The 14,835-nt window shown below is 71.9% G+C and carries 14 protein-coding genes; 11 read left to right on the top strand and 3 right to left on the bottom strand.

Going from position 1 to position 14,835, the window contains the following annotated elements; all coding sequences use genetic code 11:
• Window positions 1–130: 130 nt before the first annotated feature.
• Both ABZ951_RS08130 and ABZ951_RS08125 read left to right on the top strand, forming a co-directional pair.
• A complete protein-coding gene (locus ABZ951_RS08130; protein WP_344094523.1) occupies window positions 131–529 on the top strand; it encodes an OB-fold nucleic acid binding domain-containing protein in 399 nt (132 codons plus the stop codon).
• Between the two features lie 3 nt (window positions 530–532).
• The gene (locus tag ABZ951_RS08125) at window positions 533–1,285 is read left to right on the top strand and encodes a DUF3159 domain-containing protein (RefSeq protein ID WP_344094521.1); all 753 of its coding nucleotides are present in this window, start codon (window positions 533–535) and stop codon (window positions 1,283–1,285) included.
• A 70-nt stretch (window positions 1,286–1,355) separates the two neighbouring features.
• On the opposite strand, the gene ABZ951_RS08120 is transcribed toward ABZ951_RS08125, so the two are convergent.
• The 3 genes from ABZ951_RS08120 to ABZ951_RS08110 are packed head-to-tail and all read right to left on the bottom strand — an operon-like array spanning window position 1,356 to window position 3,531.
• Window positions 1,356–2,033, bottom strand: a complete 678-nt coding sequence (locus ABZ951_RS08120; protein ID WP_344094519.1) for a TrkA family potassium uptake protein — start codon at window positions 2,031–2,033, stop codon at window positions 1,356–1,358.
• Entirely contained in the window at window positions 2,030–2,698 is a 669-nt protein-coding gene (locus ABZ951_RS08115; protein WP_344094517.1) for a TrkA family potassium uptake protein, read from the bottom strand. The genes ABZ951_RS08120 and ABZ951_RS08115 overlap by 4 nt, the downstream gene beginning before the upstream one ends.
• Window positions 2,699–2,703: 5 nt before the next feature.
• Complete coding sequence (locus tag ABZ951_RS08110) at window positions 2,704–3,531, bottom strand: NADPH-dependent FMN reductase (protein WP_361279445.1); 828 nt, start codon at window positions 3,529–3,531, stop codon at window positions 2,704–2,706.
• A gap of 397 nt (window positions 3,532–3,928) precedes the next feature.
• Between ABZ951_RS08110 and ABZ951_RS08105 the strand changes: the two genes are divergently transcribed.
• The 9 genes from ABZ951_RS08105 (at window position 3,929) to ABZ951_RS08065 (ending at window position 14,226) form a co-directional block, all read left to right on the top strand.
• Window positions 3,929–5,398: an ATP-binding protein gene (locus ABZ951_RS08105; protein WP_361279443.1), complete on the top strand. Its 1,470-nt coding sequence runs from the start codon at window positions 3,929–3,931 to the stop codon at window positions 5,396–5,398.
• Entirely contained in the window at window positions 5,395–5,829 is a 435-nt protein-coding gene (locus ABZ951_RS08100; RefSeq protein WP_344089543.1) for a roadblock/LC7 domain-containing protein, read from the top strand. The genes ABZ951_RS08105 and ABZ951_RS08100 overlap by 4 nt, the downstream gene beginning before the upstream one ends.
• The gene (locus ABZ951_RS08095) at window positions 5,826–6,188 is read left to right on the top strand and encodes a DUF742 domain-containing protein (protein WP_344089544.1); all 363 of its coding nucleotides are present in this window, start codon (window positions 5,826–5,828) and stop codon (window positions 6,186–6,188) included. Before ABZ951_RS08100 ends, ABZ951_RS08095 begins: the two co-directional genes overlap by 4 nt.
• Window positions 6,166–6,807, top strand: a complete 642-nt coding sequence (locus ABZ951_RS08090; RefSeq protein ID WP_344089545.1) for an ATP/GTP-binding protein — start codon at window positions 6,166–6,168, stop codon at window positions 6,805–6,807. Before ABZ951_RS08095 ends, ABZ951_RS08090 begins: the two co-directional genes overlap by 23 nt.
• Before the next feature lie 77 nt (window positions 6,808–6,884).
• Window positions 6,885–8,330, top strand: a complete 1,446-nt coding sequence (locus ABZ951_RS08085) for a cytochrome P450 (RefSeq protein ID WP_344089579.1) — start codon at window positions 6,885–6,887, stop codon at window positions 8,328–8,330.
• Window positions 8,312–9,427, top strand: a complete 1,116-nt coding sequence (locus ABZ951_RS08080) for a cytochrome P450 (protein WP_344089580.1) — start codon at window positions 8,312–8,314, stop codon at window positions 9,425–9,427. The genes ABZ951_RS08085 and ABZ951_RS08080 overlap by 19 nt, the downstream gene beginning before the upstream one ends.
• Window positions 9,428–9,546: 119 nt before the next feature.
• Complete coding sequence (locus ABZ951_RS08075) at window positions 9,547–11,598, top strand: APC family permease (RefSeq protein WP_344089546.1); 2,052 nt, start codon at window positions 9,547–9,549, stop codon at window positions 11,596–11,598.
• 92 nt (window positions 11,599–11,690) lie between these two features.
• A complete protein-coding gene (locus ABZ951_RS08070) occupies window positions 11,691–13,019 on the top strand; it encodes a TRAM domain-containing protein (protein ID WP_344089547.1) in 1,329 nt (442 codons plus the stop codon).
• Window positions 13,020–13,326: 307 nt separating this feature from the next.
• On the top strand, window positions 13,327–14,226 hold the full coding sequence (locus tag ABZ951_RS08065; RefSeq protein ID WP_344089548.1) for a DUF5655 domain-containing protein: 900 nt from the start codon (window positions 13,327–13,329) through the stop codon (window positions 14,224–14,226).
• Window positions 14,227–14,835 lie beyond the last annotated feature (609 nt).

Genomic DNA, 14,835 nt, shown 5'->3' with positions numbered 1-14,835 from the left:
TGCCGAGAACGGCCGACGCACCCTGGCGCTGTTCGATCAGCCCGTCCGGCGATTGAGGACGCCTGAAGGCCAAGGGGAAAGCCGTCCCGCCGTGTGACCCGGCCCGGAGGGCCCCCGGTACGCTGGATTCATGACCGCCGTACCCCGTTCCGAGAAGCCGACCGGCCGTTTCCGCCGGATGCTCGACCGGCTGTCCACCTCGCAGGAGGACCTGCACTCCGCCGAGCTGCAGCAGGACACGGAAGCAGAGGGCTGCACCAAAATACGCGACTGCGACGACCGCCAGATAGTCAAGGTCACCGGCACCCTGCGGACGGTCACGCTCCGCCCGCGTGCCGGCGTGCCCGCGCTGGAGGCGGAGCTCTTCGACGGCTCCGCCGCGCTCGACGTGGTGTGGCTGGGACGCCGCTCCATCGTCGGCATCGAGCCCGGCCGTAAGCTGATCGCCTCCGGCCGGATATCCATGAGCCGTGGCCGCAGGGTGCTGTTCAATCCCAAGTACGAGCTCCGACCCCTCGGACAGGAGTAGCGGGTGACGTCTCTCGACAAGCCGACCGACCAGCAGGAGCAGGGTGCCGCCACCGACGCCAGATCGGCGACCGAGGCGGCCCTGTTCGAGGCGTTCGGCGGGGTGCGGGGCATGGTCGAGACGACCGTCCCCGGCCTGCTCTTCGTCGCGATCTACACGGTCAAGCGCGACATCCACCTGGCGGCCATCGCCGCGCTGAGCCTGTCCGTGCTGCTGGGCGTCGCCCGGCTGGTGGGCAAGGACACCCTCAAGCACGCGTTCAGCGGCGTCTTCGGCGTCGCCTTCGGCGCGGTCTTCGCGATGATGTCCGGCGACGCCAAGAACTTCTACCTGCCGGGCATGCTCTACAGCCTCGGGCTGGCCGTGGCGTACATCGTCACGTCGCTGTTCGGCTATCCGCTGCTGGGCCTGATCCTCGGGCCGGTGTTCAAGGAGAACCTCTCCTGGCGCACCCGCAACCCCGGCCGCAAGGCCGCCTACACCAAGGCCAGCTGGGCCTGGGGCCTGATCCTGCTCGCCAAGTCGGCGATCCTCTTCCCCCTGTACTTCTGGGGCGACGCCACCCAGCTGGGCTGGGTGAAGGTGGCCCTCGGCATCCCGCCGATGCTGCTCTCGGTCTACCTGACCTGGATCTTCCTGGCCAAGGCGCCGCCGCCCATCGACGTCTTCGCGGAGATGGAGGCGGCCGAGGCCGCCGAGCGCGACCGCGAGAAGGAGCCGGTCACCGAGCCGGCGGCACAGCCGCCGCGCCCCTGACGGCCGCACGGAACGCCGGGAGGCCCGGGAACCCTAAAGGTTCCCGGGCCTCCCGGCATGTGCGGCCCGCTCAGCCGGTGACGTCCTCGCGGCGCACCGACAGCAGGTCCTCCAGCTGCTCCTCGCGCGCGGGAGCGGCGACGAACAGCAGCTCGTCACCCGCCTCCAGCACGTCCTCCTTGGTCGGGGTCAGCACCCGGCTGCCGCGGATGATGGTGACCAGCGAGGTGTCCTCGGGCCACTCCACATCCCCGACCCGGGTCCCCGCCAGGGCCGCCTCCGGCGGCAGCGTCAGCTCCACGAGGTTGGCGTCACCCTGGCTGAAGCGCATCAGCCGCACCAGGTCGCCGACGCTCACCGCCTCCTCGACCAGGGCCGACATCAGCCGCGGGGTGGACACGGCCACGTCCACGCCCCAGGACTCGTTGAAGAGCCACTCGTTCTTGGGGTTGTTCACCCGGGCCACGACCCGCGGCACCCCGTACTCCGTCTTGGCGAGCAGCGAGACGACCAGGTTGACCTTGTCGTCACCGGTCGCCGCGATCACGACGTTGCAGCGCTGGAGCGCCGCCTCGTCGAGCGAGGTGATCTCGCACGCGTCGGCCAGCAGCCACTCCGCCAGCGGCACCCGCTCCACCGAGATGGCCGTCGGGGCCTTGTCGATGAGCAGGACCTCGTGCCCGTTCTCCAGCAGTTCGCCCGCGATGGAACGGCCCACCGCGCCGGCACCGGCAATAGCGACCCTCATCGCGCATCCTCCTCGGGGCCTTCGGAGAACGCCGCCTCGACCTTCTCGATCTCGTCCGTGCGCATCATCACGTGCACCAGGTCGCCCTCCTGCAGCACCGTCGTGGACGCCGGCAGGACCGCCTCGCCCAGCCGGGTGAGGAACGCCACCCGGACCCCGGTCTCGTCCTGGAGCCGGCTGACCTTCTGGCCGATCCACGCGTCCGCGATGGGCACCTCCGCGAGCTGCACACCACCGCTCGGGTCGCGCCACAGCGGCTCCGCGCCGGACGGCAGCAGCCGCCGCAGCATCTGGTCGGCCGTCCACCGCACGGTGGCCACCGTCGGGATGCCGAGCCGCTGGTAGACCTCGGCGCGCCGCGGGTCGTAGATGCGGGCCGCGACGTTCTCCACGCCGAACATCTCCCGGGCCACCCGGGCCGCGATGATGTTGGAGTTGTCACCGCTGCTGACCGCGGCGAAGGCGCCCGCCTCCTCGATGCCCGCCTCGCGGAGGGTGTCCTGGTCGAAGCCGACGCCGGTCACCCGCCGCCCGCCGAACCCGGAGCCCAGGCGCCGGAAGGCCGTCGGGTCCTGGTCGACCACGGCGACCGTATGACCCTGCTGTTCAAGGGTCTGCGCGAGGGCCGAGCCCACTCGCCCGCAGCCCATGATCACAATGTGCATGACGATTACCCCGTGCTCCGGACTACCGCGCTGACCTGCACCAACAACCTGCTCACATCTTCCTTTGTTGTTCTCAACGACGGCTCACGGGCCCGCGGGAGCGTGTGACGGCTGCTCCGCGGCTGCGACGCGACGCGCCCGGTGGACCATGGTCCGACCCGGCGCATGACACCACCGTATCCGTTATGCCGCACCTCGGATGAGCCCCGGTCCGCCGACTGGCCCCGGCGGCTTCCCCCTCCCGCGGCCTTCCCGCTCGCCGCCGCCCGCCCCAGGTGGTCCGGGCACACCCCGGTGCCCGGACCGGTGCCCCCGGCGGGCCGCGGCCCGGGCCGATCGGCCCGCCGCCCGGGTCCCGCGCCCACGCTTTCCGGTGCCGCGCGGGTGACGCCGCGCCGGGCCGGGAGGTGCGACGGGCCGGCCGCCGCTGCGGCGGAGGTGACGGCTGGGCCCGTGGTGCGGACCGGCCGGCCCGCGCCGGGAGGCGACGCGCTCAGCACGGCCACGACCTTGCCCGTTGAGGGGGCTCGACCCCGCCGGGCGGACAGCCGGTCCAGGGTGTTCTTCAGTACCCCGGGCAGGGCCGCGTTGTACGAAGGGGTGCTGATGACCAGCGCGTCCGCGGCCGCCACCAGGGTGCGGGCGGCCTGCGCCGCGGGCGCAGAGCCGGCGCGCTCGGCGTCCTCGTCGTAGAAGGGGACGCGGCCGATGGGGAGCGTCACGGCCTCGGCGGGCCGGGGCATCCGCACGATGATGCGCCGCACCGCCCGCAGCGCCGCGGAATTCACCGATCCGCGGCGCAGGCTGCCCGAGATCAGTACCACCTTCAGCATGTCGGCCCCCGTCCCCTCGGCCCGGCGCGGCCTCGTGCCGCGCCCCGCGCGGCGGAGCCGGCCGTGGCGGTACCGGTGAGCCGAGCGGAGGACCACGGGGCCGCCGCACCGCCGTCCCGCGGCCCGGCTTTGTCAGGTCAGCGGGCGAAATGGGCGGCGCCGCGGCCCCTGTCAGCCAGCGGCTTGACAACCCCTCACACCACGGCCCTGCCGGCCTTCCGTACCGTTCTCCACAGGCGGTACAGGCAAGCGGATGTCTGTTCGGTAAAGCGTGGACGAAGATCGGCCACCCGTCGGGCGGCGTGGTTAGGATGATCGGCGTATTCCGCTTTGGCCGGATGTCAGAACGCCCGACCTGCCCCGCTGACCACATGCCCCCTGCGCCCACGAGGAATTGATGTCACATCACATACCGGACGTGGTGAGCTGGTGTCTGGCCGTCGCGCTGGTCGCCGTGGCGGTGCTGCTGGTGCGCCAGCGAGGCATCACCGCCGCCGTGCGCCGGCGCGTCGCCGCGCTGGAGGACAGCCTGGAGGCGCGTGACACCGAGATCCGACACCTCGTCACCGTGCGACTGCCCGCCGTGTCGGCCTCCATGAGCCAGCCCGTGCCCCTGCCCGGGCTGCTGGACGAGCGGCTCGCCGGCACCGTCTTCGCCCGGGGCCTGCAGTCCGTGATGGACCTGTTCACCCAGGCCGTCGACAAGGCGCAGGCCCGCGCCGACCAATCCGCGAAAGCGGCGCTCAAGGCGTCCATGCGCGCCCTCCAGGGACTGGCCCACGAACAGCAGCTGGCCATCTCCGACATGCAGGACCGGCACGACAACCCCGATGTCCTGCGTGACCTCCTGCAGATCGACCACGCCAACTCCCAGTTCGGCCGCCGCGCCCAGGCCATCGCCGTCCTCTGCGGCTCCTGGCCCGGCCGGCAGCGCGCCGCCTCCCCGCTCACCGACGTCGTCCGCGGCGCCACTTCCCGCATCCGCGACTACCGGCGCGTCCAGGTGCACAGCCAGGCCGACATCGCCGTCGTCAGCCGGGCCGTGGAGCCCGTGGTGCTCGCCGTCGCCGAGCTGCTCGACAACGCCGCCCGCCACTCCCAGCCCAACACCAGCGTCGAGGTCGGCCTCCAGCCCGTGCACAACGGCGCCTGCGTCGTCATCGACGACGCGGGCGTCGGCATGGACGGCCAGGAGACCCGGCGCGCCGCCGAGCTGCTGTCCGGCCAGCGGACCGTCGACGTCTCCCGCCTCGGCGACCCGCCCCAGTTCGGCTTCCCCGTCATCGGCGTGCTCGCCGCCCGCTACGGCTTCAGCGTCTCCGTCGACACCCGCTCGCCCTACGGCGGCGTCCGGGCCGTGCTGTTCCTGCCCAGCGCGCTGCTGACCCACCTCGACATCGACGGGCCCGACACCACCCCGCTGACGCCCCCGGACCGCGCCCCGCGGCCCGACCGGACCCCGCGCACCCCCGCGCGGCCCCCGGCCCCGGCCCCCGCGCCGCCCCCGGCGCGCGTCCCGCAGCAGCCCGCCGCCCCCGAGGGGCTCCCGCCCGCCGCCGAGGTCACCGGCTCCACCGCCGGCGGCCTGCCCAAACGCCGCCGCCGGGCCGCCCAGCCCGCCGCCGAGCACCAGCGGGCCTACGCCCCGCCGCCCGCGGACACCCCCGGCGCGATGCCGGCCGGGGCGCCCACCGGCCGGCCCGGCCCGTCCGGGCCGCCTCCGGCCGGCCCGCCGCCCGAGCGCAGCGCCGAGGAGACCGCCCGCCGCATGGGCGCCTTCGCCCGCGGCACCCGCTCCGGACGGTCGGGCGACCCCGCACCCCAAGCCGCCATCACCCCCGAAGACGAAGGGACACCCCCCGCGTGAACGACCACCTCAACAACGAGCTCGGCTGGATGCTCGACGATGTCGTGAAGATGCCGGAGGCCCGGCACGCGATCCTCCTCTCCTCCGACGGCATGCTGCGCGCCCGCTCCGGCGGCATCGACCGCGACGAGGCCGAGCGGCAGGCCGCCGCCCTCTCCGGGCTCCAGTCGATCAGCCGCTCCACCGCGGAGTTCTGCACCCGCCAGGGACAGGAGAGCCCCTGGCGGCAGACGCTCGTGGAGTTCGCCCACGGCTACGTCTTCCTCATAGCCGCCGGCCCCGGCGCCTACCTCGCCGTGTCCGCCTCCGAGCACGTCGACATGGAAGCCGTCACCTACCGGATGCAGAAGCTCGTCGACCGGCTCGGCAAGGAGCTCACCAGCCCGCCCCGGCAGCAGGGCACCTGGCAGGGCGCGGGCAATCCGGCATGACCCCGCCGACGCCGAGGCGCGGCCAAGGATTAGTACGCCCGTACGTCGTCACCGAAGGCCGCGCGTACCCGACCCGTAACACCTTCGACCTGGTCACCTTGGTCATCGCGCAGCACGACCGGCCGCTCGCCGGGCTCAGCCCCGAGAAGCGCCGGCTCATGGAACTCTGCCTCGGCGGTCCGCTGTCGGTCGCCGAGATCGCCGGCCACCTGGTGCTGCCCGTCAGCGTCACCAAGGTGCTGCTCGGCGATCTCGTGGACAGCGGTCACCTCATCACCCGGGCCCCCATCCCCTCGGCGGAACTCCCCGAGGCCCAGATCCTCCAGGAGGTGCTCGATGGACTCCGCGCCCGCCTCTGACCCCGCCCACGACGCGTTCTACCTGCGGCGGTCCGTACGGACCGCCGCGAAACTCCTCGTCGTGGGCCACTTCGCCGTCGGCAAGACCACCTTCGTCGGCTCCCTGTCGGAAATCCGGCCGCTGCGGACCGAGGAGACCATGACGCAGGCGGGGGCGCTCGTCGACGACCTGGCCGGCATCGAGGGCAAGACCACCACCACGGTCGCCATGGACTTCGGCCGGCTCACCCTCAGCGAGAGCCTCGTCCTGTACCTCTTCGGCGCCCCCGGCCAGCAGCGCTTCACCCGGCTCTGGCAGGACATGACCCGCGGCGCCCTCGGCGCGCTCGTCCTCGCCGACACCCGGCGCCTGGAGCAGTCCTTCGAGGTCATGGGCCTGCTGGAGGACCACGGGCTGCCCTACGCGGTCGCCGTCAACCACTTCGACGGCGCCCCCACGCACCCCGACGAGGAGATCCGCGAGGCCCTCGACCTGCTCCCCGAGACCCCGCTGATCACCTGCGACGCCCGGGACCGGGTCTCCTCCACCCGCGCGCTGATCTCCCTCGTGGAGTACCTCCAGACCCGGCAGGCCACCGCGCCGCACCACCCCCTCCACCCCGCCCAGGAGCCCGTGTGACCCACCGCCCCGACGCCGGCCACGCGCCGCCGTCGCCGCCACCGGGCTGCCCCGCTCACCAGGGCCCGCCCACCCCCATGTACGGGCCCGACTTCGCCGCCGACCCGCACGCCGTCTACGCCCGGCTGCGCACCCTGGGCCCGGCCGCCCCGGTGGAGCTGGCCCCCGGCGCCCGCGCCACCCTCGTCACCGACTACCGGGCCGCCCTCGAAGTGCTCCGCACCCCCGAGATCTTCGGCAAGGACGCCCGCCGCTGGCGCTCCCTCGCCGACGGCCGGGTCGCGCCCGACAACCCCGTCGTGCCGATGATGGCCTACCGGCCCAACTGCCTCTTCGCCGACGGCGAGGCCCACCGCCGGCTCCGCGAGGCCGTCACCGACAGCCTCGCCCGGATCGACCCCAACGCCCTGCGCGGCTACGTCGAGCGCAGCGCCGACACCCTCATCGACCGGTTCGCCGGCCTCGGCGAGGCCGACCTGCTGGGCGCTTACGCCAAGGTCCTGCCGCTCCTGGTCTTCCAGCAGCTCTTCGGCTGCACCCCCGAGCTCGGCGACCGCCTCGTCGAGGGGTTCTCCGGCATCTTCGACGGCGTGGACGCCGAACGCGCCGACGCCCTGATCACCCAGAGCCTCGTCGAACTGATCGGCCTCAAGCACCTCACGCCCGGGGCCGACATGACGTCCTGGCTGATGGCGCACCACGCCCGGCTCACCGACGAGGAGATGATCCACCAGCTCGTCGTCCTCATCGGCGCCGGCACCGAGCCCCAGCAGAACCTCATCGCCAACGCCCTGCGGCTGCTGCTCTCCGACGACCGCTTCGCGGGCGACCTGGCCGGCGGCAGCATGCCCGTCGAGGACGCCCTCGACGAGGTCCTCTGGCTCGACCCGCCGATGGCCAACTACGGTGTCCACTACCCCCTGCACGACGTGGACTTCGGCGGAGTGCCGCTGCCGGCGGGCGAACCCGTCGTCGTCAGCTTCGCCGCCGCCAACACCGACCCCGCCCTGCTGTCCGACGAGCGCACCGGCAACCGCGCCCACCTCGCCTGGTCCGCCGGCCCGCACACCTGCCCCGCCAAGGACGCCGCCCGGCTCATCGCGGCCGTCGCCGTCGAAAAGCTCCTCGACCGCCTCCCCGATCTGGAGCTGGCCGTCCCCGCCGACCGCCTGGTGTGGCGGCCCGGGCCCTTCCACCGCGCCCTGACAGCCCTGCCCGTGCGCTTCCCGCCGGTCCACCCCGCCCGGCCCGCCCCGCCCGTCCACAACCTCGCGGCCTCGGCCGGCGGCCCCGCGCCCCGCCCCCGGCCCGCCACCGTGGACCCCACCGCGCAGCCCGCCGCACCGAACGACCACCGCCACCAGCCGGCCGACACCCTTGGAGAGCGCCGATGGACAGCCAGCTCCGCCCCGTCGCGATCGACCCCACCGGCAGCGACATCCACGCCGAGGCAGCCCTCATCCGCGCCCGGGGAGCGGCGACGCCCGTGGAGCTCCCTGGCGGCGTGGTGGCGTGGGCAATAACCACCCAGCCGCTCCTGAAGGAGCTCCTCACCGACCCCCGCGTCTCCAAGGACGCCCGCCGGCACTGGCCCGCCTGGGCCAACGGCGAGGTCTCCCCGGAGTGGCCCCTGTTCACCTGGGTCGCGGTGCAGAACATGTTCACCGCCTACGGAGGTGACCACAAGCGGCTGCGCGCCCTCGTCGCCAAGGCGTTCACCGCCCGCCGCACCGCCGCCCTGCGCCCCCGCATCGAGCAGCTCACCGCGGACCTCCTCGACGGCCTCGCCGCCACCGCGCCCGGGGCGCCGGTCGACCTGCGGGAGGGCTACGCCTACCCCATCCCGATCCAGGTGATCTGCGAACTGTTCGGCGTCACCGACGAGGCCACCCGCGAGGGCCTGCGGGTCTGCGTCGACAGCATCTTCCACACCTCCGCCGACCCGGAGGAGGTCACCGCCACCTACGCCCGCATCTACGAGCTCCTCGGCTCGCTCATCGCCGCCAAGCGCGAGACCCCCGGCGACGACATGACCAGCGTCCTGATCTCCGCCCGCGAGGAGGACGGCTCCCGGCTCAGCGAGCAGGAGCTCATCGACACCCTGCTCCTCGTCATCAGCGCCGGTCACGAGACCACCGTCAACCTCCTCGACAACGCCATCCACGCCCTGCTCACCCACCCCGAGCAGCTGGAGCTCGTCCGCACCGGCGCGGCCGACTGGGACGCGGTGATCGAGGAGACCCTGCGCGTCCAGGCGCCCGTCGCCAACCTGCCGCTGCGCTACGCCACCGAGGACATCGCCCTCGACGGCGTCACCATCGCCAAGGGCGACGCCATCCTCGCCGCCTACGCCGCCGCGGGCCGGGACCCGCAGCTGCACGGCGCCGACGCCGACCGCTTCGACATCACCCGGGCCACCAAGGAGCACCTCGCCTTCGGCCACGGCGTCCACTACTGCCTCGGCGCGCCGCTCGCCAAGCTGGAGGCCGCCGTGGCCCTGCCGGCCCTCTTCGCCCGCTTCCCCCGTATGAGACTCGCCACCGTCCCCGGGGAGCTGCGGCCCGTGGAGTCCTTCATCTCCAACGGCCACCGAGCCCTTCCCGTCCTGCTCCACGGCTGACGGGCGGCGGCGCGCGGGCCCGCCGCGCGCCGCCGGGACCGGGTGCGGCGCGGGCCGTATTCGCCTTCCGGCGGGTGGCGGGTGGGCGCGCGCGTTACCGAACGTTTACGATCCTCTGCGTGTCCAAACTGACCGACCTGCCCAAACGGATCCTTATCGGCCGGGCGCTGCACAGCAATAAGCTGGGGGAGACCCTCCTCCCCAAGCGCGTCGCCCTCCCCGTCTTCGCGTCCGACCCGCTGTCCTCGGTGGCGTACGCGCCGGGCGAGGTCCTGCTCGTCCTCTCCGTGGCAGGCGTGTCGGCCTACCACTTCAGCCCGTGGATCGCCGTCGCGGTCGTGGTGCTGATGTTCACGGTGGTCGCCTCGTACCGCCAGAACGTGCACGCCTACCCCAGCGGCGGCGGCGACTACGAGGTGGCCAACACCAACCTCGGCCCCAAGGCGGGCCTCACCGTCGCCAGCGCCCTGCTCGTCGACTACGTCCTGACCGTCGCGGTCTCCATCTCCTCCGGCGTGGAGAACCTCGGCTCCGCCATCCCCTTCGTCGTCGAGCACAAGACGGCCTGCGCCGTCGGCGTCATCGTGCTGCTGACGCTGATGAACCTGCGCGGCGTGAAGGAGTCCGGCAAGCTCTTCGCGATCCCGACGTACGTCTTCGTCGGCGGCGTCTTCGTGATGATCTTCTGGGGCGCCATCCGCGGCCTGCTCATGGGCGAGACCATGAAGGCCCCCACCGCCGACTACACCATCCACGCCGAGCACCAGGGCCTCGCGGGCTTCGCGCTCGTCTTCCTGCTGCTGCGCGCCTTCTCCTCCGGCTGTGCCGCGCTCACCGGCGTCGAGGCGATCAGCAACGGCGTCCCGGCCTTCCGCAAGCCCAAGAGCAAGAACGCCGCCACCACGCTGGCCCTCATGGGCGGCCTCGCCGTCACTATGTTCTGCGGCATCATCGGCCTCGCCATGGCCACCAAGGTGCGCATGGCCGAGCACCCGGCCACCGACCTGCTCAAGGACGGCACCCCGGTCGGCGACGACTACACCCAGAACCCGGTGATCTCCCAGGTCGCCGAGGCGGTCTTCGGCAACGGCTCGTTCCTCTTCATCGTGCTCGCCGCCGCCACCGCCCTCGTCCTCTTCCTGGCCGCCAACACCGCCTACAACGGCTTCCCGCTGCTCGGCTCGATCCTCGCCCAGGACCGCTACCTGCCGCGCCAGCTGCACACCCGCGGCGACCGCCTCGCGTTCTCCAACGGCATCGTGCTGCTCGCCGGGGCCGCCGCGATACTGGTCTTCATCTACGGCGCCGACTCCACGCGCCTGATCCAGCTCTACATCGTCGGCGTGTTCGTGTCCTTCACGCTCAGCCAGATCGGCATGGTCCGGCACTGGAACCGCCACCTGCTCGGCGAGAGCGACCCCGCCAAGCGCCGCCACATGGTCCGCTCCCGCGCGATCAACACCTTCGGCGCCTTCTTCACCGGCCTGGTCCTCGTCGTCGTCCTGCTGACGAAGTTCACCCACGGCGCCTGGGTCGCCCTGCTCGGCATGGTGATCTTCTACGCCACGATGACCGCGATCCGGAAGCACTACGACCGGGTCGCCGAGGAGATCGCCGTCGCCGACGAGCCCGGTGACGAGGCCGTACGCCCCTCCCGCGTGCACTCCATCGTCCTCGTCTCCAAGATCCACAAGCCGACCCTGCGCGCCCTCGCCTACGCCAAGCTGATGCGCTCGGACACCCTGGAGGCGCTGACGATCAGCGTCGACCACGGCGAGACCAAGGCACTGCACGAGGAGTGGGCGCGGCGCGGCATCGACGTCCCGCTGAAGGTCCTCGACTCGCCCTACCGCGAGATCACCCGGCCGATCATCGAGTACGTCAAGCGCCTGCGCCGGGAGAGCCCGCGCGACGTCGTCAGCGTCTACATCCCCGAGTACGTGGTCGGCCACTGGTACGAGCACCTGCTGCACAACCAGAGCGCGCTGCGGCTCAAGGGCCGGCTGCTCTTCACCCCCGGGGTGATGGTCACCTCGGTGCCCTGGCAGCTCGACTCCTCCGAGGCCGCCAAGAAGCGGGCCCGCAAGCGCGCCGAGTGGGACGCCCCGGGGTCGGTGCGCCGCGGCCCGGTCGTCCAGCCCCGCAAGGAAAAGACCGCCACGAAGAAGTAGAGATCAACAGAGGTCACGGGGGACCCGCGGCGGGACGTAGACTGGACGGCTGTTGTCCCGCCGCACCCTTGAACCTCTGGAGCCGACCCGCCATGCAGACCGAACCGCAGGAATCGCTGGTCGGCCAGGAGTACGAGGTCGAGGTCGGCCCGGTCGCCCACGGCGGCCACTGCGTCGCCCGCACCGAGGCGGGCCGCGTCCTCTTCGTCCGCCACGCGCTCCCCGGTGAGCGGGTCGTCGCCCGCATCACCGACGGCGAGGAGACCTCCCGCTTCCTGCGCGCCGACGCCGTGGAGATCCTCGAACCGTCCAAGGACCGCGTCGAGGCCCCCTGCCCCTTCTCCGGCCCCGGCAAGTGCGGTGGCTGCGACTGGCAGCACGCCAAGCCGGGCGCTCAGCGCCGCTTCAAGGGCGAGGTCATCGCCGAGCAGCTGATGCGCCTGGCGGGCCTGACGCCCGAGGAGGCCGGCTGGGACGGCACGGTGATGCCGGCCGAGGGCGACAAGCTCCCGCCCGGCGAGGTCCCCGCCTGGCGCACCCGCGTCCAGTACGCGGTGGACGCCGAGGGCCACGCGGGCCTGCGCAAGCACCGCTCGCACGAGGTCCAGGTCATCGACCGCTGCCTGATCGCCGCCCCCGGCGTCACGGAGCTGGGCATCGAGAAGCGCGAGTGGCCGCAGATGGCCGCCGTCGAGGCGATCGCGGCCTCCGGCTCGGGCGACCGCCAGGTCGTCCTCACGCCGCGGCCGGGCGGCCGCCTGCCGATCGTGGAGCTGGACAAGCCGGTCTCGGTCCTGCGCGTAGGGGAGAAGGACAAGCAGGTCCACCCGGTGCACGGCCGCGCCTTCGTGCGCGAGCGCGCGGACGGCCGCACCTACCGCGTCGGCGAGGGCGGCTTCTGGCAGGTCCACCCGCAGGCCGCCGACACCCTGGTGAAGGCCGTCATGCAGGGCCTGATGCCGCGCAAGGGCGACATGGCCCTCGACCTGTACTGCGGCGTCGGCCTCTTCGCGGGCGCGCTGGCCGAGCGCATCGGCGACAAGGGCGCGGTCCTCGGCATCGAGTCGGGCAAGCGCGCGGTGGAGGACGCCCGCCACAACCTGAAGGACCTGGAGCGGGTCCGCATCGAACAGGGCAAGGTCGAGCAGGTCCTGCCGCGCACGCGGATCGACGAGGCGGACATCATCGTCCTGGACCCCCCGCGCGCGGGCGCCGGCAAGCAGACGGTCCGCCACCTGGCGTCGCTGGGCGCCCGCCGCATCGCGTACGTGGCCTGCGACCCGGCGGCGCTGGCCCGCGACCTGGCGTACTTCGCGGAAGAGGGCTACAAGCCGGTGAAACTGCGGGCGTTCGACTTCTTTCCGATGACGCATCATGTGGAGTGCGTCGCCATCCTTAAGCCCACGGGAAACCTCGCCTGACCTGCGGTTTTACCCGATGTGCATTATGTGCACTATGGGCGGTAGGGGCGAATTTCTGACGCTGAAATGACGCTCGTGACGCTCTCCTGACGCTCGTTTGACGCTCGTCGGGAGGGTGGCTGGCGAGCACAAAACCGCCCGTCGACTGGGCTTTGAGTCCGGTCGACGGGCGGCTGCGTTTGGGTAGGACGAGGGGCCTGCACAGGCAGCGCTGCACGACCCGCGAAGTCCTTTGACGTGCGCTCACGCCTCCGGAAACAATCCTGTCCCCGCGGATCGTTGGGATCCGCGAGGGCGAGGGGGACGGGTGTCGAGTCTGAGGTTGTTCAACGTCGCGGGTGGCGGCGCGGCGGAGGTGGTGCCGGCCACGGCGGTGCGTGAGCGGCATCTGCAGGAGCTGGTCGAGAGGAACATGGAGGCGCTGCTGGGCGTGCGCTTCCTCGCGAGCGAGTACAGCACCGGTCCCCGGCACGGCGGTCGGATCGACTCGCTGGGCCTGGACGAGAACGGCGCGCCCGTCATCGTGGAGTACAAGCGTGGCCAGAGCGCGGGTGTGCTCCCGCAGGGTCTTTTCTACCTTTCCTGGCTGACCGATCACCGGGCCGAGTTCCAGCTCCTGGCCCGCGAACGCCTCGGGGCAGCGGCGGCGGCTCAAGTGCTGTGGAGCGCGCCCAGGCTGATCTGCGTCGCGGAGAGCTTCACCCGGTACGACGTCCACGCCGTCCGTGAGATCCAGCGCAACATCGACCTCGTCCGCTACCGCTACTTCGGCCACGAGCTGCTCGCCCTGGAGACAGTCGTCTCCGTAACGTCGCCGGCCAAGGAGCGGCGTGCCATGCGCAAGCGGGATCGCGCCGCCACGTCGAGCGCGCAGCCCTGTGCCGCCGGCGGACCGCTGGCCGAGCTGCGAGAGGCTCTGGACGACGTCCTGGTGTCGCTCGGCGACGACGTGACGCAGGTGGAGCGCAAGCAGTACCGGGCATATCGGCGGCTGCGGAACTTCGCATGTGTGAGCCGTACTCACAAGCAGCATGTGCTGGTCTATCTGAATACGGATCCGCAGGAGGTCGACCTCGTTCCCGGATTCACTCGGGACGTGACGAATATCGGGCACCATGGCACGGGCCCGCTGGAAGTTCGTCTCCGTACGGAGACGGACCTCGAGCGTGCTGTTCCGTTCTTCCATCTCGGATACGCGGCTGCGTGATTCCTCGCCACAGGTATTGCCGAGACGGGTGTGTCTGTATGAGGTTGTGGACGCGTCGTGACGGAGTCCTTTCGGCGTGGTCGATATGGATGGCGGTGGACTTCCATGGTGCGACTGGCCGCCGGTTTGGCTAACCGGCGGCCCTGGGGTATAAATCGCGCAGATTAGGGGTCGGTTCCGTCGGTGACATCGGCTGCGGGTTTGTCTGGTGCGTGTAGCTGATGTGGGGCGCGTTGCCCACACCAGCCGCACGCGGATCACGTGAAGGCATCGGCCTCGAATGCCCTTTCGTCAATCCGCTAGATCGTTCATCGGCTCTTCAGATATCGGTGAGACCACGCCTCAGAGGCAGGGAACGCCTTCTGCGGTTCCTTGCCCACCGTGTCCAGTGAGTGGCGGCGGTGCTGCCTCCGTCACGCGGGTCAGCAGCGACCCCCATAGGGCAGTGTCCCCGAGAGGACCAAGCGGGCCGCCTTCGGCCTGGTCGACCGCTTCGGGAAGCGGATTGGCTTGATCGTGGAGACTTCGAGCGGGTTGTGCCCGCTATCGGGGATACTGGTGCGTCGGCCATCCCTGTGACCTCGTGGTTGCGCAGTGTACCGGTGGGAT

Origin of the sequence: Streptomyces sp. NPDC046215 (assembly GCF_040646215.1) — a bacterium.
GTDB lineage: Bacteria > Actinomycetota > Actinomycetes > Streptomycetales > Streptomycetaceae > Streptomyces > Streptomyces stramineus.
The sequence above is the reverse complement of the archived record's forward strand: the minus strand, read 5'-3'. Positions and strand labels throughout refer to the sequence as shown.